At 37.9% G+C, this 26,281-nt stretch carries 27 protein-coding genes; 10 read left to right on the top strand and 17 right to left on the bottom strand.

Annotation, left to right across the window (positions count from 1 at the left end; translation table 11 throughout):
- Positions 1-141 precede the first annotated feature (141 nt).
- From QZ738_RS20820 to QZ738_RS20805, 4 genes are all read right to left on the bottom strand, one after another.
- Positions 142-1,047: a ribonuclease Z gene (locus tag QZ738_RS20820; RefSeq protein WP_293790360.1), complete on the bottom strand. Its 906-nt coding sequence runs from the start codon at positions 1,045-1,047 to the stop codon at positions 142-144.
- Between the two features lie 70 nt (positions 1,048-1,117).
- On the bottom strand, positions 1,118-1,495 hold the full coding sequence (locus QZ738_RS20815) for an STAS domain-containing protein (protein ID WP_293790355.1): 378 nt from the start codon (positions 1,493-1,495) through the stop codon (positions 1,118-1,120).
- Between the two features lie 44 nt (positions 1,496-1,539).
- On the bottom strand, positions 1,540-2,484 hold the full coding sequence (locus tag QZ738_RS20810; protein ID WP_293790352.1) for a phosphoribosylaminoimidazolesuccinocarboxamide synthase: 945 nt from the start codon (positions 2,482-2,484) through the stop codon (positions 1,540-1,542).
- A gap of 95 nt (positions 2,485-2,579) precedes the next feature.
- Entirely contained in the window at positions 2,580-3,539 is a 960-nt protein-coding gene (locus tag QZ738_RS20805; RefSeq protein WP_293790349.1) for a PhoH family protein, read from the bottom strand.
- A gap of 103 nt (positions 3,540-3,642) precedes the next feature.
- On the opposite strand from QZ738_RS20805, the gene QZ738_RS20800 reads away from it, so the two are divergent.
- Both QZ738_RS20800 and QZ738_RS20795 read left to right on the top strand, forming a co-directional pair.
- Positions 3,643-4,422, top strand: a complete 780-nt coding sequence (locus QZ738_RS20800) for an SAM-dependent chlorinase/fluorinase (RefSeq protein ID WP_293790346.1) — start codon at positions 3,643-3,645, stop codon at positions 4,420-4,422.
- 208 nt (positions 4,423-4,630) lie between these two features.
- Positions 4,631-5,158 (top strand): hypothetical protein, encoded by a 528-nt coding sequence (locus QZ738_RS20795; RefSeq protein WP_293790343.1) that lies wholly within the window; start codon positions 4,631-4,633, stop codon positions 5,156-5,158.
- 224 nt (positions 5,159-5,382) lie between these two features.
- Here the strand turns inward: QZ738_RS20795 and QZ738_RS20790 are convergent, their stop codons facing one another.
- From QZ738_RS20790 to QZ738_RS20745, 10 genes are all read right to left on the bottom strand, one after another.
- Positions 5,383-6,333: a D-2-hydroxyacid dehydrogenase gene (locus QZ738_RS20790; protein ID WP_293790340.1), complete on the bottom strand. Its 951-nt coding sequence runs from the start codon at positions 6,331-6,333 to the stop codon at positions 5,383-5,385.
- A 77-nt stretch (positions 6,334-6,410) separates the two neighbouring features.
- On the bottom strand, positions 6,411-7,484 hold the full coding sequence (serC, locus tag QZ738_RS20785) for a 3-phosphoserine/phosphohydroxythreonine transaminase (protein ID WP_293790337.1): 1,074 nt from the start codon (positions 7,482-7,484) through the stop codon (positions 6,411-6,413).
- Between the two features lie 229 nt (positions 7,485-7,713).
- Positions 7,714-10,134: a TonB-dependent receptor gene (locus QZ738_RS20780; RefSeq protein ID WP_293790334.1), complete on the bottom strand. Its 2,421-nt coding sequence runs from the start codon at positions 10,132-10,134 to the stop codon at positions 7,714-7,716.
- 87 nt (positions 10,135-10,221) lie between these two features.
- The gene (gene rpe, locus QZ738_RS20775) at positions 10,222-10,893 is read right to left on the bottom strand and encodes a ribulose-phosphate 3-epimerase (RefSeq protein ID WP_293790331.1); all 672 of its coding nucleotides are present in this window, start codon (positions 10,891-10,893) and stop codon (positions 10,222-10,224) included.
- Positions 10,894-11,370: a DUF6036 family nucleotidyltransferase gene (locus tag QZ738_RS20770; RefSeq protein ID WP_293790328.1), complete on the bottom strand. Its 477-nt coding sequence runs from the start codon at positions 11,368-11,370 to the stop codon at positions 10,894-10,896. It abuts the gene before it with no gap.
- Positions 11,371-11,373: 3 nt separating this feature from the next.
- Positions 11,374-11,553 carry a hypothetical protein gene (locus QZ738_RS20765; protein ID WP_293790325.1) on the bottom strand — a complete coding sequence of 60 codons (180 nt, stop codon included), beginning with the start codon at positions 11,551-11,553 and terminating at the stop codon, positions 11,374-11,376.
- Between the two features lie 124 nt (positions 11,554-11,677).
- A complete protein-coding gene (pnp, locus tag QZ738_RS20760) occupies positions 11,678-13,813 on the bottom strand; it encodes a polyribonucleotide nucleotidyltransferase (RefSeq protein ID WP_293790322.1) in 2,136 nt (711 codons plus the stop codon).
- A gap of 303 nt (positions 13,814-14,116) precedes the next feature.
- Positions 14,117-14,401: a 30S ribosomal protein S15 gene (gene rpsO, locus QZ738_RS20755; RefSeq protein WP_293790319.1), complete on the bottom strand. Its 285-nt coding sequence runs from the start codon at positions 14,399-14,401 to the stop codon at positions 14,117-14,119.
- 213 nt (positions 14,402-14,614) lie between these two features.
- On the bottom strand, positions 14,615-14,806 hold the full coding sequence (locus QZ738_RS20750; RefSeq protein WP_293790316.1) for a hypothetical protein: 192 nt from the start codon (positions 14,804-14,806) through the stop codon (positions 14,615-14,617).
- Between the two features lie 9 nt (positions 14,807-14,815).
- The gene (locus tag QZ738_RS20745; protein WP_293790313.1) at positions 14,816-15,019 is read right to left on the bottom strand and encodes a hypothetical protein; all 204 of its coding nucleotides are present in this window, start codon (positions 15,017-15,019) and stop codon (positions 14,816-14,818) included.
- Positions 15,020-15,114: 95 nt separating this feature from the next.
- Between QZ738_RS20745 and QZ738_RS20740 the strand changes: the two genes are divergently transcribed.
- Both QZ738_RS20740 and QZ738_RS20735 read left to right on the top strand, forming a co-directional pair.
- Entirely contained in the window at positions 15,115-15,534 is a 420-nt protein-coding gene (locus tag QZ738_RS20740) for a thioesterase family protein (protein WP_293790310.1), read from the top strand.
- A 454-nt stretch (positions 15,535-15,988) separates the two neighbouring features.
- Complete coding sequence (locus tag QZ738_RS20735; protein WP_293790307.1) at positions 15,989-17,413, top strand: MATE family efflux transporter; 1,425 nt, start codon at positions 15,989-15,991, stop codon at positions 17,411-17,413.
- A gap of 165 nt (positions 17,414-17,578) precedes the next feature.
- Here the strand turns inward: QZ738_RS20735 and QZ738_RS20730 are convergent, their stop codons facing one another.
- Complete coding sequence (locus QZ738_RS20730) at positions 17,579-18,676, bottom strand: hypothetical protein (protein ID WP_293790304.1); 1,098 nt, start codon at positions 18,674-18,676, stop codon at positions 17,579-17,581.
- The gene (locus tag QZ738_RS20725; RefSeq protein ID WP_293790301.1) at positions 18,677-19,303 is read right to left on the bottom strand and encodes an ABC transporter ATP-binding protein; all 627 of its coding nucleotides are present in this window, start codon (positions 19,301-19,303) and stop codon (positions 18,677-18,679) included.
- 329 nt (positions 19,304-19,632) lie between these two features.
- On the opposite strand from QZ738_RS20725, the gene lepA reads away from it, so the two are divergent.
- The 4 genes from lepA (at position 19,633) to QZ738_RS20705 (ending at position 23,194) form a co-directional block, all read left to right on the top strand.
- On the top strand, positions 19,633-21,420 hold the full coding sequence (gene lepA, locus QZ738_RS20720) for a translation elongation factor 4 (RefSeq protein ID WP_293790298.1): 1,788 nt from the start codon (positions 19,633-19,635) through the stop codon (positions 21,418-21,420).
- A gap of 83 nt (positions 21,421-21,503) precedes the next feature.
- Complete coding sequence (locus QZ738_RS20715; RefSeq protein WP_293790296.1) at positions 21,504-22,385, top strand: bifunctional 5,10-methylenetetrahydrofolate dehydrogenase/5,10-methenyltetrahydrofolate cyclohydrolase; 882 nt, start codon at positions 21,504-21,506, stop codon at positions 22,383-22,385.
- 125 nt (positions 22,386-22,510) lie between these two features.
- Positions 22,511-22,771 (top strand): DUF6364 family protein, encoded by a 261-nt coding sequence (locus QZ738_RS20710; RefSeq protein ID WP_293790293.1) that lies wholly within the window; start codon positions 22,511-22,513, stop codon positions 22,769-22,771.
- Between the two features lie 3 nt (positions 22,772-22,774).
- Entirely contained in the window at positions 22,775-23,194 is a 420-nt protein-coding gene (locus tag QZ738_RS20705) for a PIN domain-containing protein (RefSeq protein WP_293790290.1), read from the top strand.
- 87 nt (positions 23,195-23,281) lie between these two features.
- Here QZ738_RS20705 and QZ738_RS20700 read toward each other — a convergent pair whose 3' ends face one another.
- Complete coding sequence (locus tag QZ738_RS20700; RefSeq protein WP_293790287.1) at positions 23,282-23,617, bottom strand: Rieske 2Fe-2S domain-containing protein; 336 nt, start codon at positions 23,615-23,617, stop codon at positions 23,282-23,284.
- 107 nt (positions 23,618-23,724) lie between these two features.
- Here QZ738_RS20700 and QZ738_RS20695 point away from each other — a divergent pair, with 107 nt between their 5' ends.
- Positions 23,725-24,348 carry a 7-carboxy-7-deazaguanine synthase QueE gene (locus QZ738_RS20695; protein ID WP_293790284.1) on the top strand — a complete coding sequence of 208 codons (624 nt, stop codon included), beginning with the start codon at positions 23,725-23,727 and terminating at the stop codon, positions 24,346-24,348.
- A 38-nt stretch (positions 24,349-24,386) separates the two neighbouring features.
- Entirely contained in the window at positions 24,387-26,273 is a 1,887-nt protein-coding gene (locus tag QZ738_RS20690) for an OmpA family protein (RefSeq protein ID WP_293790282.1), read from the top strand.
- The last annotated feature ends 8 nt before the right edge of the window (positions 26,274-26,281 follow it).

Genomic DNA, 26,281 nt, shown 5'->3' with positions numbered 1-26,281 from the left:
AATCCGAAAAATTTGTTAGGCCGGACTTAAGTAGAACGGAGACACAGTGCGAAGGCCTTTTTGGATGGAAATGTATATTTCATAAGTATTTAACTATCAAATAATTACAAAATAACGTCAATGGTAGTGCAGTGAAGGATCTTACAACTGAAAAGTCCTGCCCTCTACCGCTAACTCCGTATTTTCAAAAACAGATTGAGCTTCTTCGAAAAGCATTTGCAAAGTTTTATAGCGCGAAGAAAAATGTCCGATGATTAATTTCTTAGCTCCGGTAATTCTGGCTACTTCTCCGGCCTGCAAAGCCGTGGTATGATGTGTTTCTTTAGCTCTTTCCAATAAATCGTGCATAAAGGTTGCTTCGTGGTATAAGGTATCGCAATCTTTTATGGTGGCAAAATACCTTTCATCAAAAAGTGTATCTGAACAATAGGCATAACAGCGAGGTGCATCTGGTTCTGTTGTGTAGTCTTCGCTGCGTAAGATATCGCCATTAGGCAGTTCTACATCCATTCCTTTTTTTAAGGCTGAATAATAAGCCATGGGTATTTGATCAGCCTGCTCTTTTATCAGTTTGCGCTGGCGTTTCTTCTGTTGAAATATAAAGCCGGTAGTTGGGATACGATGGTTTAAAACAATGGTCTTGACTGTCAGATCGCTATTTTCGAATATCGTTGTAGACTGATCAGCTTCAATTGGAAAAAACTCAATCGGATACCTCAGTACAGTATCAGAATATTTGAACTGAATCTCTAAAATCTCTAACAATGGTTTAGGGCCGAATATCTGAATCGGTTTTATACGTCCGTTCAAATGCAAACTGGATAACAAGCCGATTAAGCCAAAATAATGATCGCCATGTAAGTGGCTGATGAAAATATAATCGATACGGGCGGCTTTAAGATTATATTTAGCGAGTTGTTGTTGTGTACCCTCACCACAATCGATCAGGTAATATTTTTCATTACAATTCAAAAGCTGTGCAGAAGGATTCCTGTTAAATACAGGCGTTGCAGAACTGCTTCCTAAAATTGTAACTTCAAACTTCATCATGATAAGATATAAAAAGCCCCGTAGATTTTTCAGAAACTACGAGGCCGGAATGTATTTAAATATTTCGTTATTTAGCGCCTCTAAACTCTTTCTCCAGCTCCTCCATAAAGATAAAATCAGTAGCTTCATCTATTGTATTAACAAACATTACAGATTGAAATATGTTTGATAATTCGATAATCGACGCCAGTTCATCATTGATTCCCGTTACAATAAATAATCCGCCTGCTGATTTGCACAATCTGTCGCCAACCAGTAGGCAGCTTAAATCCTGTGCATCATTACATTCAGTAACAGAACTTAAATCAACAACAATATTTTTAAACCCCTCTGCATTAAGCAAATAGAATTCTGCTTTCAGACCTGGTGCATTATCATTTGTAAACTTATGTTCTTCTAACTTTAAGGTTACATATTTATCATGTTTATCTACCGAAAATTTCATCTCTCTCTTATCTTTATTTTACTAATGTATAAATTTCTTTCGATTTAAAGTGTCTCCAAAGCCTTCAAAACGTTGGATTCAATACGGCTGGAAATGGCATCAGCATCAGCTTTGATAAAGGCTTCTCCTACAATTTTTTCATACAGTTCAATATAACGATCTGAAATAGAACTTACAATTTCAGGGGTCATTTCGGGTACCAACTGGCCATCTTTACCTTGAAAACCATTTTCGATTAACCATTTACGTACAAATTCTTTTGACAGCTGTTTTTGTGGTTCATTATGATCCTGGCGATCCTGATATCCTTCAGCATAAAAATAACGGGATGAATCAGGCGTATGGATTTCATCAATCAGATAGATTACACCATCAGCCTTCCCGAATTCATACTTTGTATCAACCAAAATCAATCCGCTTTTAGCCGCAATCTCGGTTCCGCGCTGATAAAGTGCATAAGTGTATTCTTCTAACTGTTCATAATCGCTTATCGAAACAATTCCTTTTGCCAATATATTTTCTTTAGAAATGTCTTCATCATGCCCTACCGAAGCCTTGGTTGTTGGGGTAATAATGGGTTGAGGCAATTTATCGTTTTCTTTCAAGCCATCAGGTAAAGAAACGCCACAAACCGAACGTTTTCCGGCACTATATTCGCGCCAGGCATGACCGGCCAGATATCCCCTGATAACCATTTCTACTTTAAACGGCTCACAGATCCGGCCAATGGTTACCATTGGATCTGGCACTGATAAAACCCAATTTGGCACAATATCCTGTGTAGCCGCCAAAAACTTAGCTGCAATCTGATTCAAAACCTGTCCTTTAAAAGGAATAGCCTCTGGCAATACCACATCAAATGCGGAAATACGATCTGATACTACCATCACCATAAACTCATCAGCTATGGTATACACATCGCGAACTTTACCCTTGTAAAAGTTGCTCTGATTGGGAAAATTAAAATGGGTTTCTTTAAGTGCTTTCATGAGGCCGTAAAAATAGGAAAAAAGTCGGAAAGTGTGTAGTCTATAGTCCCCAGCCAATTTTAACCCGAGACTATAGACTCCCGACTTTGGACTAACTATTGAATATCACCGTAGGCTTTCAGGATATCTTTTACCAGTTTATGTCTTACAACATCTTCTCCACTTAAATAAATGATGTCTATTCCTTTTATATCTTCTAAAATTCTCAGGCCATTAAACAAGCCCGACATTTGTTTTTTAGGTAAATCAACCTGGGTAACGTCACCAGTAACAATAAATTTAGCGGTTGGCCCCATACGGGTTAAAAACATTTTTAACTGCATATCGGTTGCGTTTTGCGCCTCGTCCAGTATCACAAAACAATTATCAAGTGTACGCCCGCGCATAAATGCCAAAGGCGCAATTTCTATCGTACGGTTTTCGATGTAAAATTTCAATTTCTCTGCCGGAATCATATCATCCAGCGCATCGTAAAGCGGGCGTAAATAAGGATCGATTTTTTCCTTTAAATCGCCTGGTAAAAAACCAAGGTTCTCTCCGGCTTCAACCGCAGGCCTGGTTAAAATAATGCGTTTAATTTCTTTATTTTTCAATGCCCTTACCGCTAAGGCTACTGCGGTGTAGGTTTTTCCGGTACCTGCCGGGCCGATAGCGAATAGAATATCATTTTTAGCAATACTATTCACCATTTTGCGTTGATTTGCCGTCCTGGCCTTTACCAGCAGACCGTTGGTACCAAAAACGATTACCTCCCCGCCGCCACCTGTTGGTTGTTCTACCTCTTTTTTTGCAACGCCTGAAGCCTTAGCCCCTAATATGTTCTCTACATCATTATTGCTTAACGAGCTATATTTTTCCAGGTGTTCGATCAGTTGGTTAAATTTCTCTTCAAAAGCCTTAAGTTCCTGTTCATCACCCAGAACCTTCACCTCGCTGCCTCTCGCCACCAGTTTTAACTTCGCGAAAGCACCTTTAATCATTTCGTAGTTCTCATTGTTCGCCCCCCAAAAGTGAGCAGGATTTACGCTATCCAGGGTTAATTTTAATTCGTTCAAACTGTAGTATTTTAAAAAGTTATCGGGGTATATTAATTAAAATTTGAATATTTGCAGACGCTTAGGCCTGTACACAAGAATAAGCAATAATAATGAATTTTTAATGGGGATAATTACTTTAACAACAGATTTAGGTTCAAAAGATTTTTACCAGAGTGCCCTTAAAGGTAGTTTGTTGAGTCTTATGCCTAATGTTAATTTAGTTGATATCACCCACGAAGTACCATCATTCAATATTTCGTACGCTGCCTTCGTTTTAAAAAATGCTTATCCCTACTTTCCAAAGAATACCGTACACCTCATCGGTATTGATTCGGTATACAGCGAAAACACCAAATATATTGCTGTAAAACATCGTGATCACTTCTTCGTGGGCGCTGATAATGGCATCTTCTCCCTCCTTTTTGATGATGTTCCTGATGATGTGGTAGAGTTGAATATTATGCAGGATCTGAAATATTTACACTTCCCCCTGGTTGATATTTTTGTTAAGGCGGCAACGCATCTGGCAAAAGGTGGTAAACTGAAAGACATTGGATTACCTGTAGCTGAGATTGAGCAAAAAATGCTTCTACATCCTGTTATCGAACCAGATATGATTCGTGGCAGTGTGGTGTATATTGACACTTTTTGCAATGTGATTACCAATATTACCAAAGATCTGTTTACCAAAATACAGAAAAACAGGGACTTTACCTTATACTTTAGAAAAAGTGAAACGATTACACAATTAAGCTGGCATTACAATGAAGTACAGGAAGGTGAAAAACTTTGTCTGTTCGGAATTAGTAACCATTTGGAAATTGCCATCAATAAAGGCAAAGCAAGTGGCTTGTTAGGCTTGCATCTTGGCGACATTGTAAGGGTGGAGTTTCATTCTTAACAAGGTTAAGGCAGAGAAACCAATGCCAGATTTAGCAAATAATAAAATTGGTTGTCATGCTTGAATTTATTTAATCAGCAGTTTTCATTGTTTTAAATATCTAATACGTACTTCGTGATCAGCATCTATCTTGAAAAAGACACTGAACTAAATTCAGCGTGACGGAATGCAATAAAAACAACTTCTATTCTTTTCGCGTTTATAGCACATGAAGAAATATGTTTATCTGCTCTCGGTGATCTTATTTGGTTTTAAAACTTTTGCACAACAGGATTCTGCAGCTTATGCCGCGCAACGGGTTAAAGTAAATGCTTTACTTCAGGAGCGAAGTACAAAATTTGGTCAGTATGATGAAAGTTTAACACAGCGATCGGGTATTTTTGGCTGGCAAACCAAAAAAGATATCAAAAATTCAAATGAAATTCTCCGTCAGGTGGTGTTGACAGATAATAACATTTTTAAAGAATTAAAGATTCTAATGGATTATAAAGATCTTCAAAATCAGCAGAAAGTAGCCAATGCAGATCATTCACAAGAACGCATTGAAGCTTATATGGCTACCATTAAAAAATTACAGGATCAGAATGCACAGTTAAAAGAAGATTTGGAGAAAAATAATAAAGGTAGCTTATCAAAATATATTATTGCGTTTTTAATTCTGGGGATGGCCGGCGGCTTTTATTTCTTTAACAAAAAAATACAACGATATAAAAGGTATGAAAAAAGCACTGTTTAAAACGCTTGTTAAAATTAACAATGCCATCTTGCCCAGTTTATATAAGAAAGATCCCAATAAGTTAAGCTCATGGCAAAAGGCTATTTTGGGTTATCGTTACTGGGTGCTAACGAATGCGTTAGATTGAAAAAGACCAATTCTGGATTGGTCTTTTTTAATAATCTCGTCATTTCAGCATCTTTTCATAAATCCCCTGAATCAGGTTCAGGGGGAAAACCTAAAAGTTATTTCTTAAAATGCTCAATGATCAAGGTAGCCAGTTCCGTACCGATACGTTCCTGAGCTTCGTTCGTAGAGGCACCAATGTGCGGTGTTAAAGAAATTTTTGGATGGGTTAAAATTTCAGCTAATGGCGTAGGTTCGTTATCAAAAACATCTAAACCAGCGAAAGAAACCTGACCAGTATTTAGTGCTTCGATTAGAGCCGGCTCATCAATTGTTCCACCACGGGAACAGTTTACAATGCCAACACCTTTTTTCATTTTGGCAAATTCTTCAGCACCTAAAATAGGTTTGTCAGCAAATGGTGTATGCAAGCTCAGGAAATCGCTGCCAGAAATCACTTCATCTAAAGAAACCGTTTTAATCGGAATACTTACCGACTTTCCGCCTTGAAATTCCAAAGTGATTTCTGATTCGGAAGGATACAAATCATAAGCCAGAACACGCATTCCTAAACCTAAAGCCACTTTTGCTGTCGCACGACCGATACGTCCAAAACCGATAATTCCAATAGTTTTGCCGCTTAACTCGGTTCCTTTAGCGTAAGCTTTTTTAAGGTTATTAAACTGGGTAGCACCATCAACAGGCATTTTGCGATTAGCATCCTGTAAAAACCTGATACCAGTAAATAAGTGAGAAAATACCAATTCAGCTACTGATAAAGAAGAAGCTGCTGGCGTATTTACCACAGCAATACCCTGACTGCGTGCATATTCTACATCAATATTATCCATACCAACGCCACCTCTCCCAATTAATTTGATGTTTGGTACAGCATCAATCAGTTCTTTTCTAACTTTTGTTGCACTACGAACGGTAATGGCGTCGTAATTTTTTAAGGCTTCAGCCAATTGATCTTGGGGAACAGTTTCAGTATCCACCTGAAAACCTGCTTTTTCTAATAATTCTTTACCGATCGGATCAATTCCGTCGTTTGCTAATATTTTAATCATTGTATGTATGATAGCACAGATTAGATTGATGACACCGATTAAATAATCGGATCATCTTCTGCGGTTATAATTGATTTTTAATTTACCTTTGACTGTTTTTCCTCGAATGCCTGCATCGCATCAATTAAAGCATGTACACTTGTAATTGGTAAAGCATTGTACATGGATGCACGGAAACCGCCCACACTTCTGTGGCCTTTAATGCCTACAATACCTTGCTCTTCTGCGTATTTTAGGAATGGTTTTTCCAATTCCGGATTTTCCATTACAAAACAGATATTCATTCTGGAACGATCTTCAACAGCACAAGTTCCTTTAAATAAAGAGTTACGATCGATCTCCCTGTAAAGTGCCTCAGCTTTTTGCTTATTTTCTTTTTCAATTTCAGCAACTCCACCTTTCGATTTTAACCAGCGTAAGTTTAACAAAGCCACATAAATTGAAAAAACCGGAGGCGTATTGTACATGGAGTCGTTATCAATATGTGATTGATAATTCAACATCGAAGGAATCTTACGATCGATTTTACCTAAAACCTCATTTTTCACAATAGCAATGGTTAAACCTGCCGGACCTACATTTTTTTGAGCACCTGCATAAATTAGATCAAATTTAGAAACATCGATCACACGGCTCATGATATCAGAAGACATATCGCAAACCACCGGAATGTTTGTTTCAGGTACTTCGAAAAGCTCCGTTCCATAAATGGTATTATTTGAGGTATAATGGAAATAAGCACTGTCAGCAGGGATTTCGAAATCCTTCGGAATAAAAGTATAGTTTGCATCTTTCGATGATGCAACCACATTTACATTACCGATGAATTTAGCTTCTTTCAAAGCTTTGCTTGCCCAAACACCAGTGTCTAAATAACTTGCCGTTTGTCCATCGCCCAATAAGTTCATCGGCACCATCGCAAACTGTAAACTTGCACCCCCTTGTAAAAATAAAACGGAATAACCCGATGGCACATTTAATAATTCTTTTACCAGCTTACCAGCTTCTGCAACAACTGCCTCAAATTCGGTTGTCCTGTGCGAAATCTCTAAAATCGATAATCCATCGTTAAAATCTAAAACAGCCTGAGCGGCTTGTTTAAACACTTCTTGAGGTAAAATACAAGGGCCTGCGCCAAAATTATGCTTCATGTTATTATATAATGTTTTATGGGCGTAAATGTAAAATTTTTATAGCAGTTATGCCTACAAAATCGTTACCTAAAAAATTAAATTTTGTTAAAAAAAAGCTAAAAATCGAGGGCTTTATTGCAGTTTTTACAATTCAACCTCTTAATCAAGATATTCGGTATTTAAATGGTTTTGAAAAGCAAAAAAGTCGACTTTAGGTTGTGGAACTAAAGGTTCATTTTTTCCCCAGCTAATTTTTCAACCTTACAATCAACTTAAGGTTAAACTGCCTGCCGGTTAAATAATTTGGAATCGCGTATTGAACATTATTTACATCTTTTAGCCATAGATAAGAAACCGTGTTATTGATGTTGAGCATATTAAAAATCTCAAAGAACAGGATTACGGAATTAAAATTTCTATCCAGGAATTTTGGTTTATGTACGGCTGCATCATCTAAAAAATCTTTCGAAAAGCCAATATCTACCCGCTTGTAGGAAGGGATGTAAAACTTATCTAAATACCTGGGTGTTTGTGAAGGGCCGATTGGCAAACGTGAGCCATAAAGTGCGTTAAGGTGAACTTTGTAAGTGGGGCTGTTCAATAGCTTATCCTGAAAAAATATGGAAAAATTCAGGCGCTGATCTGTTGGCCTCTTTAAATAACCCGGAAAAATTACCTTTCCATTCTGAACATAGCTATCGCCCAAAATATCTTCATTGGCATGCATCACCGACATCCTGAAATAAGATACCAGATCTTTAACAAACTCGCCGCCTATACTAAAGTCGGCACCGTAGGCGTAACCATTCGATACATCATTCGCCAGGTATTTAATTCTCAGGTTATCTATTTTGTATGGAATTAATCGGTCTGAATATTTAAAATAAATCTCAGAAGTAAATTTTAAACGGGTTCCAAAACCGTCAAAAGCATAATCATAACCTATCGAAGTATTGTAAGAACGCTGTGCCTGCTGACCTATATTTAATATACCTGAAAAATCTCTGATTGTCCGGTACGAGGGTGGCTGATTATAAATACCTGCAGTAAAACGCAGTATTTTATTATTGGAGCTTGGCCGGTAAGCAATTAACATCCTCGGACTAATCAGCAATTGTTTGCTCAACGAACTGTAAGTAGCCCGCGAGCCAAGCTGTAACTCCGTCAAACCGGAAAGTGAATAACTATCCTGAATATAAGCGCTATAATTTTTAATGTCAAGATTGTTCTTAACGTTAATTAAGTTTTGTAAAGTGATATTTTTTGAATTATTGGGCAAAATATATCCCGCAGAATCGGTATAACTGTATTCATTCAGCTGATCAATATACCTGGACTGGTCGAGTTTTAGTCCCCATGAAAAAACATGACTGTTAAAGTTCTGATCTACCTTTATTTCTGAAGTAAAAACCTTCGTGTTTAAACTGTTACGCCCATAATTATAATAAATACCTATGCCGCTGCTTTTGCTAACCTGTCCAAAATTTTCTCCGTAAAAATTATTATCTACTTCTGCAAAAATATAGCTCCCGTTAATATCGAAGCGCTCGCGTTCAATAGTACTAAAATAGCTGTTTATAAATTTAATTACTAAATTTGGCTTAGGCGAATACGCAGCGGTAATAGCACTGCCAAAAGTTTGATAATCATCTATTTCCTGCCCTGTATAATCCACATCAAATTTTAATTTAGTGCTTAAGGTACCAAACTGGGTTTCGCGATTGGCAGGCAATAACTTAAACTGGCCAACATTGAAATTGCCTAAAAAGCTAATGTTAAATTTTGATGAAAAATCATACTGATAAAGCACTTGTGCATCGGCATAGTTAGGATTATAGCTTCCTTTTTCGTCCTGCTTAATCAAAACACTTGTATTATTCTTGTACCGCAAACCTGCAAGTAAAAAGCTATGTTTGAATATCCGCTTAGTGCTTAATGAGGTATTTAAGAAACTTGTACTTAAGATGGTTTGATTACTATCCGGTTTTTCATACCTGATATCTAAAACCGAGGAGAGTTTGTCTCCATATTTAGCTTCAAAGCCACCTGCTGAGAATTTTGCCTTACTTACCAGATCCGAATTGATAAAGCTCAACCCCTCCTGTTGTCCATTACGGATTAATACCGGCCTGTTAATTTCGACATCATTAATGTAAATCAGATTTTCATCAAAGTTACCTCCACGAACACTGTACTGAGCACTTAATTCGTTATTTGTAGATACACCCGGCAGGGTTTTGAGCATGGTTTCAAAATTTCCCGAAACCAAGGGCATAGCAGAAAAATTACCGATATTAAGGGTAGTGGTATTACTTAACTGATTCTGTTTATTGGCGATATTAACCTGCTCCAATTCATTGATGTTGGCAATTAAACTTACCTGCCTTGTAATCCGCGCGCCAATCCGTTCACTAAACTCCACTGTTTGAGGCTGGTAGCCCAAAAGCGAATACTTGATACTAAACGTTTTCGATTTAGAATAAATGGTATATATACCAAATTCATCCGTAACTGTAGATTGCGCTTGTCCTAAAACACTTACGGTAACCTGCGCCAGGGGCAACTTTTCGTCACTATAAACTATTCCCGAAACCCTAACTAACGGCTGTGCTACAGCAAAGCTGAAACCAGCAATTATAAGAACCAGGATTAGCCGAAATTTGAGCATTTTTCGTATCAAGACAAATATATCAGGTATTAAGACGCTGCGCCTTATACTGACAACAATTTAGCAATATAACATTTAGTAATTAAATTAAATACTTATTGTGCTAGCGGTTAGACTTTTCATTTTAGCAATAGTTTCTGTCGGATTATCAGTGGCAAAAATCGCATTTCCGGCAACAAAGGCATTTGCACCAGCTGAAACCAATGCAGTAATATTCTGTAAACCCACGCCACCATCTACCTCAATAATCAAATTTTCGTTTACCCCTTGAACTAGAGCTTTAAGATCCCTGATTTTCTTATAGGTATTATGGATAAACGCCTGCCCCCCGAAACCCGGATTAACGGACATGATTAGCACCAGATCAAGATCTTCTATCACATCCTGAAGCAAGTTAACAGGTGTATGCGGGTTTAAAGCTACGCCTGCTTTACAACCAGAAGCTTTAATTAGCTGTATGGTTCTATGCAAATGGGTACAGGCTTCATAATGCACCGTAATTCTGCTTGCACCTGCCTTGGCAAAATCCTCAATATATTTATCGGGTTCCACGATCATTAAATGTACATCCAATGGTTTAAAAGCGTGCTTTTTCACAGCCGCCATTACCGGGAAACCAAAAGAGATATTCGGAACGAAAACACCGTCCATCACGTCAACATGAAACCAATCGGCCTCACTTTGATTAATCATTTCAATGTCGCGCTGTAAATTCCCAAAATCGGCTGAAAGTATGGATGGAGCTATAATGTTTTTCATTTAATCGTTTCTTAATTTTTTAATATTTTCTAATTCAATTATATCAATATGGTCTTTCGGTCGATTTGCAGCTTTCTTCGAATCAATTAATTGATTAATATGCAAAAAAGGGATTTCCAATTCATAAATTGTTGCTATAGATGCGTATTCTAAGCACTTATCAAAACCGAATTCCTCCAAACCTTTAACAGTAGTCATGATATCCATCCTTAAACTATTATGCAAATAGAAATCCGTCCAACCTGGAATAAACACTAAAGTTTCTAAATTTTTGAAATCTCCTAAACCATACTCTTTAAATGCAGCTCGTAAATTCTGTCTGTTCTCAAGATTATCTTTAATCCAAATATCTATATCATCTGTTGTTCTATGGAAGCCATGAAGATTTGTTGCAACTCCACCAATCATAATAAAGCTAACATTATTGTTCAGCAATGAACGCCACAATTTTAAAATTTCATCATCAAAAACATCCATTTATTATTCGATTTTTTTATGAGTAATTTTAGCAGATTTTAGTATCATATTTAGCTTCATCAATCTTGCCATAGTGTGAAAACGTTCTGTATAATTACTTGATAAGCCCTTTTTAAGTAAGTCTTCTTCAGCCTTTTTATAATCAGCAACAGGCCCTTCTACGATGTTGATATTTTTTTTCATCTGTAATGCAAGTTACGAAATCATTGTTAAACAAAATAGCCATCAATAAAAACCCCTTCCAGTAAAAACTGAAAGGGGTTTGATTATTGAGATGCTGAAATAAATTCAGCATAACGACCGCCAATTATGCTTTTGGTGCAGCTGGTTTTTCTGGTCTTGGCAATAAAACTTTACGTGAAAGTTTCATTTTACCTTGTTTATCGATGTCTAACAATTTAACTTCGATTTTATCACCTTCTTTCAATACACCGTCCATGGTTTCTAAACGCTCCCATGAAATTTCGGAGATGTGTAATAAACCATCTTTGCCTGGCATTACTTCAACAAAAGCACCAAACGGCATAATTGATTTAACTTTACCCTGGTAAATTTCACCAATTTCTGGTTTGGCAACGATATTACGGATACGGGTAACCGCTGCATCAATTGATGCTTTGTTATCGGCAAATACTTCAACAATACCTTTACCTTCAACTTCTTCAATTGAGATGGTGGCTCCGGTTTCACGTTGCATTTCCTGGATAATTTTACCTCCAGGGCCAATAATTGCACCGATAAATTCTTTATCAATAGTTAAAGAAACAATACGCGGCGCGTGTGGTTTGTAATCTTCATTAGGCTGACTGATGGTTTTCTTCATTTCATTTAAGATATGTAAACGACCATCTTTAGCCTGTAACAAAGCTTTAGTTAATACTTCGTAAGATAAACCATTGATTTTTAAATCCATCTGGCAGGCAACGATACCATTTTCGGTACCGGTTACTTTAAAGTCCATATCACCTAAGTGATCTTCATCACCTAAAATATCAGAAAGGATAGCATATTTACCTGTTTTTTCATCGGTAATTAAACCCATGGCAATACCCGAAACCGGAGATTTGATTTTGATACCTGCATCCATCAATGCTAAAGTACCTGCGCAAACCGTTGCCATTGATGATGAACCGTTAGATTCTAAAATATCAGAAACTACACGAATGGTGTAAGGATTTGCCTCGCCTTGTGGCAATACTTTTTTCAACGAACGCTGAGCCAGGTTACCGTGACCAATTTCGCGACGGCCAGCACCTCTGTTTGGTCTAACCTCGCCGGTAGAGAAACCAGGGAAATTATAGTGCAATAAGAATTTCTGGTAGCCATTAAAGAAAGCACCATCAATCATTTGCTCATCATCTTTACCACCTAAAGTAACCGAAGTTAGGGATTGGGTTTCGCCACGTGTAAATACGGCAGAACCGTGTGCAGCAGGTAAATACCCTACCTCACTCCAGATCGGACGGATTTCGGTAGTTTTACGTCCGTCTAAACGGATGCCTTCATCCAATAACAAGTTTCTGATCGCATCGTACTGAACATCATGATAATAATGTTTAGCCAATGCTTTGGTCAAATCAGCAGTATCTTCAGGCATGGCTTCGAAGAATTCGTTGATGATCGCGGTAAAACCTTCTTTACGAACGTCTTTGTTACCGCCAGCTTTAGCCACTGCGTAAACTTTATCGTAAGTATCGGCGTAAACCTTAGCCTTCAGATCTGCGTCATGGTCTTCGTGGTTGTATTCGCGTTTAACAGTCTTGCCTGTTGCTTCAGTTAATTCAACCTGAACTGCGCATTGAACTTTAATGGCATCATGTGCAAATTTCAAAGCTTCAACCATTTCATCCTCCTGGATTTCATCGCACTCACCTTCCACCATACAGATATCGTTGGCAGAACCGGCCACCATAAATTCGAGTGTTGCGCGCTCTAAATCGCTGGCAAATGGATTGATAACCAGTTTACCGTCAATTTTAGCCACCCGCACTTCAGAAATTGGACCATTAAAAGGAATATCAGAAACTGATAATGCAGCCGATGCGGCTAAACCTGCCAAACAATCTGGCATGATATTTTTATCAGCAGAAATTAAAGAAATCATCACCTGTGTATCAGCATGATAATCTGAAGGGAACTGTGGACGCAAAGCCCTGTCTACCAAACGGGAAATTAATACCTCGTAATCAGATAATCTGGCCTCACGACGTAAAAAACCACCTGGAATACGGCCTGTAGCCGCATATTTTTCCTGATAATCAACCGATAAAGGTAAAAAATCAGTACCCGGTTTAGCACCAACAGTAGATACGACAGTTGCCAGCAACATCGTATCGCCCATTTTTACGACAACCGAACCATCAGCCTGTTTAGCCAGTTTACCTGTTTCAATTTCTACAATTCTGCCATCGCCCAAATCGAACGATTTTTTTATTACATTCATTTAAAAATTATTGTGATCTGTTTTTCCTCTTTCGAACAGATCGGGTTTATATATTCGAATTTATTTATTATTTCTTAGTAAAATAGCCCCGGCGATTGCGCAAAGTCCAAAAAATGTAGCTGCCCCATCGTTAATGTGAATACCTGTAAATGGAATAGACAGATATAATACAAGAAATAAAATCGCTGGTAAAAATAAAATTATTGCAATAATTTTAAGTAATCTGTTTATGATCATTTTCAAATAACGTAAGAACGAAAAAAAGCCATTCCTTAAAGAATGGCTTTCGCTGATAAAATTCGCTTATTTTTGTTTAATGATATCACGAAGCGATAAAGCTTTGATGATAGCACGATAGCGCTCAATATCTTTTTTGTATAGGTAAGCCAAAATACCGCGGCGTTTACCTACCAATTTTTGAAGTGACAACTGGGTAGAGAAATCTTTACGATTTTTCTTTAAGTGTTCTGTTAAGTGCGCAATACGGTATGTAAATAGCGCTACCTGACCTTCTGCAGAACCCGTGTTGGTTTCTACATCGCCGTGTTGTTTAAAGATTTCGGCTTTCTTTTCTGGACTTAAATACATTTCTTGAATAATATTAAAGCAATAAAAATTAATTAATTGTGGCGCAAAGATAAGGCTAATTTTATTTATTAGCAAGAGTTTATTAAACGATCAAAAAAGTTTATCCCAGATGTTTTGCAGATACAAGTTTCTGTTTAATCAGTTGCCCCACTCCCGCCCTTACTGCGATATTTTAAAACTTCTGGATGGATGTACTCATATTTTAATTTCGGATCAGTAGATTGGAACCCTGAGGTATTGTCTATTCTGTTTATTCTCTTTTAAATAAATATCCAAATCTCCGGTGGTAAAGTTATAACCATATCGGTTAAAAGCAAAACCGCCTACAATAAGATAATTGACGTTAAAGAGCTCAAATGTTTCCAGTAACAAAAGCATCTCCGGATTTTCTTTATGAAAAGACATATAACAAAATTATATGGCTGGTTTACGAATGACAAGCCCTTTGCCTTGGGGAGATTTTAATGGTTGGCCACCATTCATCACAACAGAAATATGGTTGAGTTGCAGAACCCTAAAAAAACACTGTTCAGGGGTATGGCTCAAATAAATAGCATCACGTTCCTTAACAATTGTTTCGCGTGGAGTATTGAGATCATATAATTTGAGTTTTCCCATTTCATATCAAAAATAAAAAAAGACGAGATATCTTTATGTCGATATATCTTTATATACAGATATCAAAAGCTTACTTTTGCACGAAACATTTACCCTTGGAAAAAAATCAATACAGCATCTTTGAAAGCGAATTACGCGTCCGTCCGGATGATATCGATATGTTTAACCATGTGCATAATAGTAAATACCTTGATTATGTATTGGCTGCCCGTTATGAACAAATGGAAAAATTTTATGGTATGCCCTGGGAACATTTTACCCAACAAGGTTTAGGCTGGGTGGTAAGCCATGTGGATATCCATTTCAAACGCCCGTTATTGATGAATGATTTGATGTTGATCCGGACAGGTATTTTAGCCATGAACGACAAAGGCTGTTCTGTTCAGTTCGAAATCATTAATAAAAAAACAGGTAAGATAGCTTCTGATGGGATTTTCGACTATGTATTGATCGATTTAAAAACTGGTCGTGGAATAAAAGTTAGCGAGGAAATGATTGTAGCATATAGTATTTAGTAGTACCTGATTGAACCGTCATTTCGAACGAAGTCGAGAAATCCCCAAAACTGTTTAATTCAACGTTCAAAGATTTCTCACCGCCAGTACAGGCGGGCCTGCCCTAACAGGCGGGCATTTTGCTGCGCTTCAGTCGACGGCTCGCTACCAGCCTATACTTCGCATCGTTCTTGCCCTCATTACCGGAATCGAATTACACCTTTTTAAACTCAACAATTTAATTCCGTGCGTTCTGTGTTTCTGTGGCAAAAAACAATAAGCACTAAAAATCTGTCATAAAATTTGACGTTTAGATTTTTTCTGTATCTTTGATCTATCAAAAAGACCAGAGCCATGATAGTATCTGCAATCCGTTTGAGGTTCTAAATAACCGAGGATTCCCTCCCATTTTAATTTAGGTATCTACGCTTAAGGGCGTATCATTGGTTTATACACTACTCTTTATTATAATTATATGTCACAGTCTACAAAGGCACAGGGCAAGCTATCGACATTTTTTGATATCCTCGTTCAGTCTTTAAAAGGTCATGAGGTTGACCTTACTTCAATCAGCATTAAACGTGCTATTATTTTATTGGCCATTCCGATGATGCTGGAAATGGCTATGGAATCGGTTTTTGCTTTAGTTGATCTCTATTTTGTTGGCCACCTGGAAAATAGTAGTCATGCGATCCAAACCGTAGGATTAACAGAATCGGTTTTAACCATTATATATTCATTAGCCATAGGTTTAAGTATGGCTGCAACTGCTGTGGTTGCACGCCGAATTGGAGAGAAAAATCCGGAAGCAGCAGCAAAAGCTGGCATTCAGACCATTTTAATAGCTGTTTTCGTTAACATTGTTATTAGTATCCTTGGTTTAATTTACGCCAAAGACATTCTGTTGCTCATGGGTGCTTCAAGAGAAACAGCTGAGCAAGGTGTTGCATTCGTCCGCATTATGATGGGCGGAAGTATCATTATTGTCCTGCTCTTCTTAATTAACGGGATCTTTCGTGGCGCAGGTAATGCGGCAATAGCTATGCGTAGTTTGTGGATCGCCAACATTGCCAACATCATCCTTTGCCCTATTTTGATCAACGGTTTAGGCCCAATACCTGCATTAGGTTTAACGGGTGCTGCCATTGCCACTACCATTGGTCGTGGGTTGGGCGTGATCTATCAGGGATATAATTTATTTAGTGGTAAAAACGCCTTAAAAATCCGGATCAGGCACTTCATCCCCGATTGGGATCAGATTAAAGCCATTATAAAAATTGCTGCGCCAGCTATTTTCCAATTTGTTATTGCCAGCTGCAGCTGGGTATTTCTGGCCGAACTGGTGGCTACCACAGGTGGCGATACCGGCTCGGCAGGTTATCAAACTGCATTGCGCCTGATGATGTTTTTCATGCTACCGGCATGGGGCTTAAGCAACGCAGCAGCTACGCTAGTTGGCCAGAATTTGGGTGCGGGGCATATAGACCGCGCAGAAAAATCGGTATTTCAGACCTTGAGATACATCATCATTTTCATGGCCATAGTAAGTGTATTGTTTTTAACCTGTGGACATTTGTTCGCGGCATTTTTTACAACCGATGAAAATGTCATTGCAGTTGCTGGCAAAGCTTTAAAAATTTTAAGCATTGGTTTTGTAATTTATGGTGCCGCTATGGTATTTAATAGCGCTTTTAATGGTGCCGGCGATACCTGGACACCGACTAAAATTAATGTATTTGCCTTCTGGCTCTTCCAAATTCCATTGGCGTACTTTTTAGCCAGATATTTAGAAATGGGTCCAACGGGCGTTTTTATTGCGATTCCGACGGCAGAAGCAGGGATTGCAATAGCGGCATTTATTCTGTTTAAAAAAGGTAAGTGGAAGAAAACGGTGGTGTAAGATTATAAAAAATCGTCCTATCGAATGGAGCCGGGCAGTTTCTCTATTGGCGAAACAGGGAAAACTATCTATACCAATTTCTCGGCTTCATCCGAAATGACACCACTTTTAAGCCGTATGCACCCTATAAGTTTATTTTTCTCAAAAAAAGCTTCTATTCGCCAGCTAATCTTTAAGTGCTTTTAAATCGGTTTTATTAAAAAATTTCAGGTAACAAGAACTGCAGCCAACCAATAAAAATAAACAGAATGGAAGAGTATGATGTGAAAGTATTGCCCAAATGGCTACAAAAAAGAAAAAGAGTAAGCATTTGAGGTAACGATCCATATTTAATCTTACGAAATATAAAATTGTTATCATTAACAGAAAGCTTGCCAGGCTAAATAATAATGCGCTGAAAAACGTAACAGCTTTGCCTGGTAAAAAAACACCTGCAGATAGCCATTCGGGTATTAAAATGACGGCAAATATTAACATCCAATTAGCAATACGCTTTAATACGGACACAGGCATGCTTTTTACGAAATTCAAATAGGATATTTCAAATGTAAGTAGGCTGTAAATCAAAACTGCATGACATAAAACTGACGCCAATAAGCCAATCAGCACCACCCTACCATCATTTTCAACATCTGCGAACATCCATATTATCCCCCTGAAAAAAATAAACGATAAACATTTGCAAACCAACAGCATTAAAGGATGCCCGTTTAACACGTGAAAGACAGGCCAACTGAAAAATGGTCTTTTCGCCCTTATACCGAAATTTAACGAGTTGCGTTCCTGCTTTAAAAACCCAAAAGTTATTAACCTCAGGGTAAACCATGATAAAGCGAAACAAAGTGTTGTAAACATCAATACAATACTTACAATGCTCCACCAAAGATGATAGCTAAAACTTAAGGCAATTAATAAAATAACATAAATACCTATAGGCAAAAGGATGATCAAGAACAATTTAAGCCAAAGCATAAATTGAGTACCCATATTTAGCGCAGCGGTTTGCCTTAAAAAACCATATTGTGATTCTGCAAATTTTTGCCTCACGAAAAACAATACCTTAAGGCTATATAAAACCCAGGCGCCAAAAACAATTACCATACCCATGGGAGAAGTTACACCAATTAGCAACAATGCTTTTTGGTAACCAATTAACTGCGAAGGCTCTACCACACCATACAAAACATACATACCCACCAAAAACAAACCAGCATGCTGCTGAAAAAAAGATCTGACTAATGTATTGATAAAGAGCCTTAACATCTACAGTTCAGTTACTTGTTTATCAATAATTTTAAATACACCATTTAAATGCAATTTATCTGCACTAATTTCCTGATGGGAAGATAATAGGAAGGACTTTCCATGTGTTGCCTTTTCCTGAATAAGCTTGTATAACTTATCGGCCGAAACCACATCGATGGTGATGAGAGGTTCATCTAAAATATACAAATCCGGATTACCAATAAACGCACATATTAATGATAACTTTTTAAGCATACCACTGGAGTACCCCCCAACCTTTTGACTTAAAAAAGCCGACATTTCAAAATAATCAGCCAAATAGGTGGCTTGGCTAATATCTACTTTACGGATTTCAAGGTAAAAATCAATCAATTCCTGTCCACGGATGAATAAAGGATACTGAGGTTCGGCCTCGGCAAAGCTGATCATACTGCGAAATTTCATAGGTTCTTTTTTAAGATTAACTCCATTGAGTTCAACTTCGCCTTTAAAAGGTGTTTGACCGGAAATAAGGCGGAATAAGGTTGATTTACCAGTACCGTTACCTCCCTTTAACCAGTATACTCCTGTACCGATTTTCCATTGACCGAAATTTAGCACTTCATAATTGCCGTATTTTTTATGGATATGGGTTAAGTTGAGCATAATATTGGATTTGGTTAGGCATTAGAGCGAACAATTGATCAATTGTTACGCTTAAGCTTCAAACCTGGAGATACTGACCTAGACACCAGTGCATCGGCTTAATAAACCTGGCTGTAACAGTATGCTTTTTAGCTAAATAATTTGATGGTTTGAATACCATTATGGCCAAAAAGATATAGTGAAAGAAAGGGCTACCTGATGCGAAATGCAACTGACTTTGCTTTTCATATCAACCTGAAATATCCCACTTTAAGCTGCATAAAAATTCAGGAATATCACTTTAGCGAACAGCTTACAATTTCCATTAAAAAACATATCTTTGCGCAAAGATGAAGCATATACGTAATTTTTGCATTATTGCACATATCGACCATGGTAAAAGTACCCTGGCTGATAGGTTATTAGAATATACAGCGACGATTTCGCAGCGTGAAGCGCAGGCGCAATTGCTCGACAACATGGATTTGGAGCGCGAGCGCGGCATTACGATAAAAAGTCATGCCATACAAATGAACTATAAAGTTGGCGGTGAGGAGTATGTTTTTAACTTAATTGACACCCCTGGACACGTAGATTTCTCGTACGAGGTTTCGCGATCAATTGCCGCCTGCGAGGGTGCCTTGCTGATTGTAGATGCCTCGCAGGGTATACAGGCACAAACCATTTCGAATTTATACCTGGCTTTGGAGCATGATCTTGAGATTATCCCGATCCTAAATAAAATGGACTTACCAGGCGCTATGCCAGAAGAGGTAAAAGATCAGATTATTGATCTAATTGGCTGTGATCGGGAGGATATTATTCCTGCTTCAGGTAAAACGGGAATGGGAATTCCTGAAATTTTACAAGCCATTGTAGATCGGGTTCCGGCGCCGGTGGGTGATACCGAGGCACCATTACAGGCATTAATTTTCGACTCTGTATTTAATTCATTCCGGGGGATTATCGCTTATTATAAAGTGGTAAACGGCGAAATTAAAAAGGGCGACAAAGTAAAATTTATTAATACGGGCAAAGAATACCTGGCTGATGAGGTGGGTATTCTGAAACTGGATATGGCTCCGCGCAATGTAGTTAAAACTGGCGATGTAGGCTATATTATTTCCGGAATCAAAGAAGCACGTGAGGTAAAAGTTGGAGATACCATTACAACCGTTAGCCGGCCTGCAGATGGTGCCATTCAAGGTTTTGAAGAGGTTAAGCCGATGGTATTTGCCGGTATTTATCCTGTTGATACAGAGGATTTTGAAGAATTACGCGAAGCGATGCATAAGTTGCAGTTAAATGATGCTTCTATCGTTTTCGAACCTGAAAGTTCTGCTGCTTTAGGCTTTGGTTTCCGTTGCGGTTTCCTGGGTATGTTGCATATGGAAATTATTCAGGAACGTTTAGAACGCGAATTCGATATGACGGTGATCACAACCGTACCCAACGTATCATATGTTGCGCACACTACCAAAGGTATCGAAATCACGGTAAACAATCCATCTGATTTACCAGATCCAAGCAAGCTGGATTCTGTTGAAGAGCCTTTTATCAAAGCAAATATCATTACCAAGGCAGAATTTGTTGGTCCGGTAATGTCACTTTGTATTCAAAAACGTGGTATCATTGTTAATCAATCCTACCTGACCTCTGATCGTGTTGAATTGGTTTTTGAAATGCCAATGGGCGAAATTGTTTTTGATTTTTATGATAAATTGAAAACCATTTCTAAAGGTTATGCCTCATTCGATTACCATCAGGTTGGCTACCGTAAATCGGATTTAGTTCGTTTGGATATGCTGATTAATGAAGAACCCGTTGATGCATTGTCTTCGTTGATTCACCGCAGTAACGCTTACGATTTTGGCAAGAAAATTTGCGAGAAATTAAAAGAACTGATCCCACGCCAGCAATTTGAAATAAAAATCCAGGCTTCGATCGGCGCTAAAGTTATTGCCCGCGAAACATTGAGTGCGCTACGTAAGGATGTAACCGCAAAATGTTATGGCGGTGATATTTCCCGTAAACGCAAGTTGTTAGAGAAGCAGAAAAAAGGTAAAAAACGCATGCGCCAGGTGGGTAACGTAGAAATTCCGCAATCTGCATTTATGGCGGTTTTGAAATTAGATTAATTAGATTTGAGATGTTAGATTTGAGATTTGAGAAAGTACCATCAATCTCAAATCTAACATCTCGTATCTCACATCTCATAAATATGAAACTATTAGACGGTAAATACGTATCAGAAAAAGTTAAAGTTCAGATTGCTGAAGAGGCGGCTGAGTTTTTAAATAAAACAGGTCGCAAACCACACCTCGTTGCCATTTTAGTTGGTAACGATGGGGGTAGCGAGACTTATGTAGCCAGTAAGATGAAAAACTGTGAAAAAGTTGGTTTTAAATCTTCTCTACACCGTTACGACAACTCGGTCACAGAAGCGGAATTATTAGCTAAAATTGAAGAAATTAATCAGGATGCTGATGTGGATGGCTTAATCGTACAATTGCCGTTACCTAAACACATCGATCCTGAAAAAGTGACCGAAAAGATTGATTATCGCAAGGATGTAGACGGTTTCCACCCGGTAAATCTGGGAAGGATGATGCGTAACCTACCTTGCTTTATCCCTGCAACACCTTATGGTATTTTATTGATGTTACAGGAATATAATATTGATACCACGGGAAAACACTGTGTAGTGGTAGGCCGCAGTAATATCGTAGGCAGCCCGATGAGTATCTTAATGGCACGTAATGCCAATCCTGGTAACTGTACGGTAACACTTACCCACTCACGAACTAAAGATTTAAAAGAGCAGGTTTTGCAGGCCGATATTGTTATCGCAGCCATTGGTAAAAAGAACTTTGTTACTGCCGATATGGTTAAACCTGGTGCCATTATTATTGATGTAGGCATTAACCGTGAAAACTCTGCAGAAACCAAATCGGGTTTTAAACTTTATGGCGATGTAGATTTCGAAAATGTTGCGCCTATAGCCTCTTATATCACACCTGTACCAGGTGGCGTGGGTTTAATGACGATTGTTGGCTTATTGAAAAATACACTGGCTTCGGCAAGGAAAGAAATTTATTCCTAGTTAAAAGGTTAAAAACCAATAGTCATAGATATTAAAAAAACAGCTCAGTTTGAGCTGTTTTTTTTTACGTGTAATATTTTTAATCTTTACGTATAATTATTATATTTGAATTAAAATTTAATCACATGGATACCAAGTTAACTTTAAGTTTTAATCAAGATGTTGTAGCAAGGGCAAAAAAATATGCCGCTGAAAACAATATCAGCTTATCGCGATTAATAGAACACCTTTTAACTCAGGTAACTGCTAATGAATACAAATCTTTAGAAGATTTTCCCATTTCAGACTGGGTGAGCATGGTTGCTGAAGGTGAAATAGAGTATAAAAAAACGCCAAAGGCAAGCCGTAAAAATTCAAAAGATGAATTCTTTTTTTCTAAAAAGTAATTGATGAAGATATTTTTAGATGCTAATGTCTTAGTTTCGGTATTAAATAAGGAATACCCGCTTTACACTTACTCATCAAGAATCTTAAGTTTAGCATCGCATCCAAATTTTGAAATTTATACCTCTCCCCTTTGTTTGGCTATCGCATTTTATTTTGCGGAGAAAAAACATAAAACACAGTTAGCCAAACAAAAAATCGATTTGCTTTGCCAATATCTAAAAATCGCCGGCAATTCATCAAAAGGTGTATTGGATACATTGTTTAATAAGAGAATACACGACTTTGAAGATGGTCTGAAATACTACGCAGCCAAATCTGCCAGTTGTAAATGTATCATCACCGAAAATGCGGAGGATTTTTATTTTTCGGAGATTGAAGTTTTAAATTGTAAGGAGTTTTTTAACAGATATTTGCTTAATTAACCGGTTTTCAGTTAACAGTTTTTAATTTACAGTTTACAGTAGCTAACTCAACAATTATCACAATACCATTAACCGGTTGATATATCATTAACCCCACAATTTACTCCACCAGCTTTCCTCAAAGCCGATATACAAGCCATCTTTACGCAATTCTGTCGGATAGATTTTGATATAATCGCCCTGCCCCTCTGCTCCTCTTCCTGTTTCAAGGCTATACTCGTAGCGGTGAATTGGACAAACCAGTTTTCCGTTTTTACACCATCCGCCACTAAAATGGCCTCCGGCATGCGGACAATGAGATTGGGTTACCATAATTTTATCCTCATGATTGATCAGGCAAAGCTGTTTTCCTGCCACCTCGATTGTTTTAATGGTATCCGGACGAGGAATCTGATTGTTATTTAGCGCTTTGAACCACTTCATACTGCTAAAATACGGCAAATAAATATCACTATTATTTCATCTTTCCATTAAATTTTGAAAGAGAAACTACATCACCATATTTTTTTAGGATATTTGCATCCTCAAAAATGAAACAAGCAATACCAGAAGACGGCACATTACTTCCTTTAATGGAAGAATTTTACACTATACAGGGCGAAGGATTTAATACAGGTAAAGCAGCCTATTTTATCCGTTTGGGCGGTTGCGATGTGGGTTGCCACTGGTGCGATGTAAAAGAAAGCTGGGATGCAGAAATGCACCCGCTTACTGCTTCGGATGTTATTGTAGAAAATGCGAGTCAATTTCCCGGCAAGGCAGTGGTAATAACCGGTGGCGAACCGTTAATTTATAATCTCGATTACCTCACCAATAAACTTAAAGAAAGGGGAATCCTTACTTTTATCGAGACATCAGGTGCCTACCCACTTTCGGGCAACTGGGATTGGATTTGCTTATCGCCCAAAAAATTTAAAGCACCAAGGCCAGACATCACACCGTTTGCCAACGAACTAAAGGTAATTGTTTTCAATAAAAGTGATTTCAAATGGGCAGAGGAATATGCGGCTATGGTATCTTCAGACTGCAAACTATATCTTCAACCAGAGTGGTCTAAATCAAAAGAAATTACACCATTAATTATTGATTATGTAATGGCCAATCCGAAATGGGAGATTTCTTTGCAAACACACAAATTTTTAAATATTCCTTAAATTAGTTTACATTAGCTTTGATACCAAATGTTAATGTAATGAAATTTTGCCTAATCCTCTCCTTTAGCATACTAAGCTTTTATTGTTTTGGACAAAGTTCCCCGAATAAAAAGGCACAGGCTTATTTTGAAAAAGCAGGTCCGTTTGTTGATCAATTTGATTACACCGCTGCTGAACAATTATTAAAGAATGCTGTAGAAGCAGATCCGTTATTTCAGAATGCCTATATCTTACTTGCAGGAGTTTATAAAGCTCAAAAGAAGTATCAGGACGCCAGAATAGCTTACGAAAAGGCGATATTAATTAATAAAACGGTTGCTCCGGAAATAATTTACAGTCTTGCAGAAGTAGCATTTGCTACGCAGGATTATCCAAACGCAAAGCGGCATTTTAATGATTTTTTAGCACTGGATTCCTCATCTGAAAAAGCCAAAAGAGCAAAAAAATACCTTTCAGATTGTGATTTTGCCAACATTGCAATAAAAAAGCCTGTAAAATATAGTCCATTAAATTTAGGTGGCGGCGTAAATACAGTTGATGCCGAGTATTTTCCGGCGATAACTGCTGATGGCGAAACATTGGTTTTTACCCGGCAGGTAAACGGTAATGAAGACTTCTGGACCGCTCAGTTTAAAAACAATACATGGGGCCTTGCCACGCCATTATCGACCAAAATAAATACAACCAGATATAATGAAGGTGCGCAAACCATTTCTCCTGACGGGAAGTATCTGTTTTTTACCGGCTGCAACCGGCCTGATGGTTTGGGCAGATGTGATATTTATGTTTCCCACCGTGAGGGAAAAGATTGGGGTGAACCTTATAATGTTGGCCAGCCCGTTAATTCAGAATTCTGGGAATCACAGCCGGCCATAAGTCCTGACGGGCGTACCTTATATTTTATCAGCAACAGACCTGGCGGATTTGGAGGATATGATATCTGGAAGAGTACCATTACCGATGATGCAAAATGGGGACCAGCCATTAATCTGGGACCAGGGATCAACACTGCTTTTGATGAGAATACCCCTTTCCTGCATGCAGACGGTAAAACATTGTATTTTTCTTCAAATGGCTGGCCAGGTTTCGGCAATAAAGATATTTACTTTAGCAGACAGGGCGACGATGGCCAGTGGCAAAAACCGATTAATATTGGCTATCCGATCAATTCTTTTGAAGATGAAAGCGGTTTAGTAGTAAGTGCTGATGGTAATTCGGGGCTGTTTTCATCAAATTTAAAAGGTGGTTATGGCCTGCAGGACATTTATAGTTTTGGCATTCCGGAAACAGCCAAGCCGCTAAAGATTTCTTATGTGAAAGGGATTGTAAGAGATCGTGATACCAAAAAAACAATAGAAAGCAATGTGCAGGTAATAGATCTGAAAACCAATAAAACTGTTTTTGAAGATTATACCGATCCCGAAACTGGCCAATTTCTAGCAGTAATGCCCATCGGGAGTAACTATTTGTTTAATGTAAATGCCGAAGGTTACCTGTTTTACTCCGAAAATTTCGAGCTTAAAAGTGTCGACATTAACAAACCTTACCAGATTGAAGTTTATATCGAAAAAATAAAGCAGGGTGGAAATGTAACTTTAAAAAATATTTTCTTCGACACCAACAAGTTTAATCTTTTACCTGCTTCTATCCGCGAGTTAGATCTGCTGATCGATTTCTTACACCAAAATGAAAACTTACAAATTGAAATTCAAGGGCATACGGATAATGTTGGCGATGATAAATTAAATGAAAAATTATCTTATAACCGGGCAAATGCCGTTTACGAATATCTGATTAAAAATGGTATTGATACAAAGAGGCTTACTTTTAAGGGCTTTGGAGCCAATAAACCTGTTGCAGATAATAAAACGGAAGCCGGGAGAAAAAACAACAGAAGAACCTCCTTTGTGATTACCAAAATATAGGGTATTTA

Origin of the sequence: uncultured Pedobacter sp. (assembly GCF_913776295.1) — a bacterium.
GTDB lineage: Bacteria > Bacteroidota > Bacteroidia > Sphingobacteriales > Sphingobacteriaceae > Pedobacter.
Note: the sequence above shows the minus strand (reverse complement) of the source record. Positions and strands in the feature narration are given on the sequence as shown.

Coding starts and splice junctions, on each gene's coding strand:
- QZ738_RS20820 (WP_293790360.1), bottom strand. CDS start 1,047: ATGAAGTTTGAAGTTACAATTTTAGGAAGCAGTTCTGCAACGCCTGTA.
- QZ738_RS20815 (WP_293790355.1), bottom strand. CDS start 1,495: ATGAAATTTTCGGTAGATAAACATGATAAATATGTAACCTTAAAGTTA.
- QZ738_RS20810 (WP_293790352.1), bottom strand. CDS start 2,484: ATGAAAGCACTTAAAGAAACCCATTTTAATTTTCCCAATCAGAGCAAC.
- QZ738_RS20800 (WP_293790346.1), top strand. CDS start 3,643: ATGGGGATAATTACTTTAACAACAGATTTAGGTTCAAAAGATTTTTAC.
- QZ738_RS20795 (WP_293790343.1), top strand. CDS start 4,631: ATGAAGAAATATGTTTATCTGCTCTCGGTGATCTTATTTGGTTTTAAA.
- QZ738_RS20790 (WP_293790340.1), bottom strand. CDS start 6,333: ATGATTAAAATATTAGCAAACGACGGAATTGATCCGATCGGTAAAGAA.
- serC (WP_293790337.1), bottom strand. CDS start 7,484: ATGAAGCATAATTTTGGCGCAGGCCCTTGTATTTTACCTCAAGAAGTG.
- QZ738_RS20780 (WP_293790334.1), bottom strand. CDS start 10,134: ATGCTCAAATTTCGGCTAATCCTGGTTCTTATAATTGCTGGTTTCAGC.
- rpe (WP_293790331.1), bottom strand. CDS start 10,893: ATGAAAAACATTATAGCTCCATCCATACTTTCAGCCGATTTTGGGAAT.
- QZ738_RS20770 (WP_293790328.1), bottom strand. CDS start 11,370: ATGGATGTTTTTGATGATGAAATTTTAAAATTGTGGCGTTCATTGCTG.
- QZ738_RS20765 (WP_293790325.1), bottom strand. CDS start 11,553: ATGAAAAAAAATATCAACATCGTAGAAGGGCCTGTTGCTGATTATAAA.
- pnp (WP_293790322.1), bottom strand. CDS start 13,813: ATGAATGTAATAAAAAAATCGTTCGATTTGGGCGATGGCAGAATTGTA.
- rpsO (WP_293790319.1), bottom strand. CDS start 14,401: ATGTATTTAAGTCCAGAAAAGAAAGCCGAAATCTTTAAACAACACGGC.
- QZ738_RS20750 (WP_293790316.1), bottom strand. CDS start 14,806: ATGTCTTTTCATAAAGAAAATCCGGAGATGCTTTTGTTACTGGAAACA.
- QZ738_RS20745 (WP_293790313.1), bottom strand. CDS start 15,019: ATGGGAAAACTCAAATTATATGATCTCAATACTCCACGCGAAACAATT.
- QZ738_RS20735 (WP_293790307.1), top strand. CDS start 15,989: ATGTCACAGTCTACAAAGGCACAGGGCAAGCTATCGACATTTTTTGAT.
- QZ738_RS20730 (WP_293790304.1), bottom strand. CDS start 18,676: ATGTTAAGGCTCTTTATCAATACATTAGTCAGATCTTTTTTTCAGCAG.
- QZ738_RS20725 (WP_293790301.1), bottom strand. CDS start 19,303: ATGCTCAACTTAACCCATATCCATAAAAAATACGGCAATTATGAAGTG.
- lepA (WP_293790298.1), top strand. CDS start 19,633: ATGAAGCATATACGTAATTTTTGCATTATTGCACATATCGACCATGGT.
- QZ738_RS20715 (WP_293790296.1), top strand. CDS start 21,504: ATGAAACTATTAGACGGTAAATACGTATCAGAAAAAGTTAAAGTTCAG.
- QZ738_RS20710 (WP_293790293.1), top strand. CDS start 22,511: ATGGATACCAAGTTAACTTTAAGTTTTAATCAAGATGTTGTAGCAAGG.
- QZ738_RS20705 (WP_293790290.1), top strand. CDS start 22,775: ATGAAGATATTTTTAGATGCTAATGTCTTAGTTTCGGTATTAAATAAG.
- QZ738_RS20700 (WP_293790287.1), bottom strand. CDS start 23,617: ATGAAGTGGTTCAAAGCGCTAAATAACAATCAGATTCCTCGTCCGGAT.
- QZ738_RS20695 (WP_293790284.1), top strand. CDS start 23,725: ATGAAACAAGCAATACCAGAAGACGGCACATTACTTCCTTTAATGGAA.
- QZ738_RS20690 (WP_293790282.1), top strand. CDS start 24,387: ATGAAATTTTGCCTAATCCTCTCCTTTAGCATACTAAGCTTTTATTGT.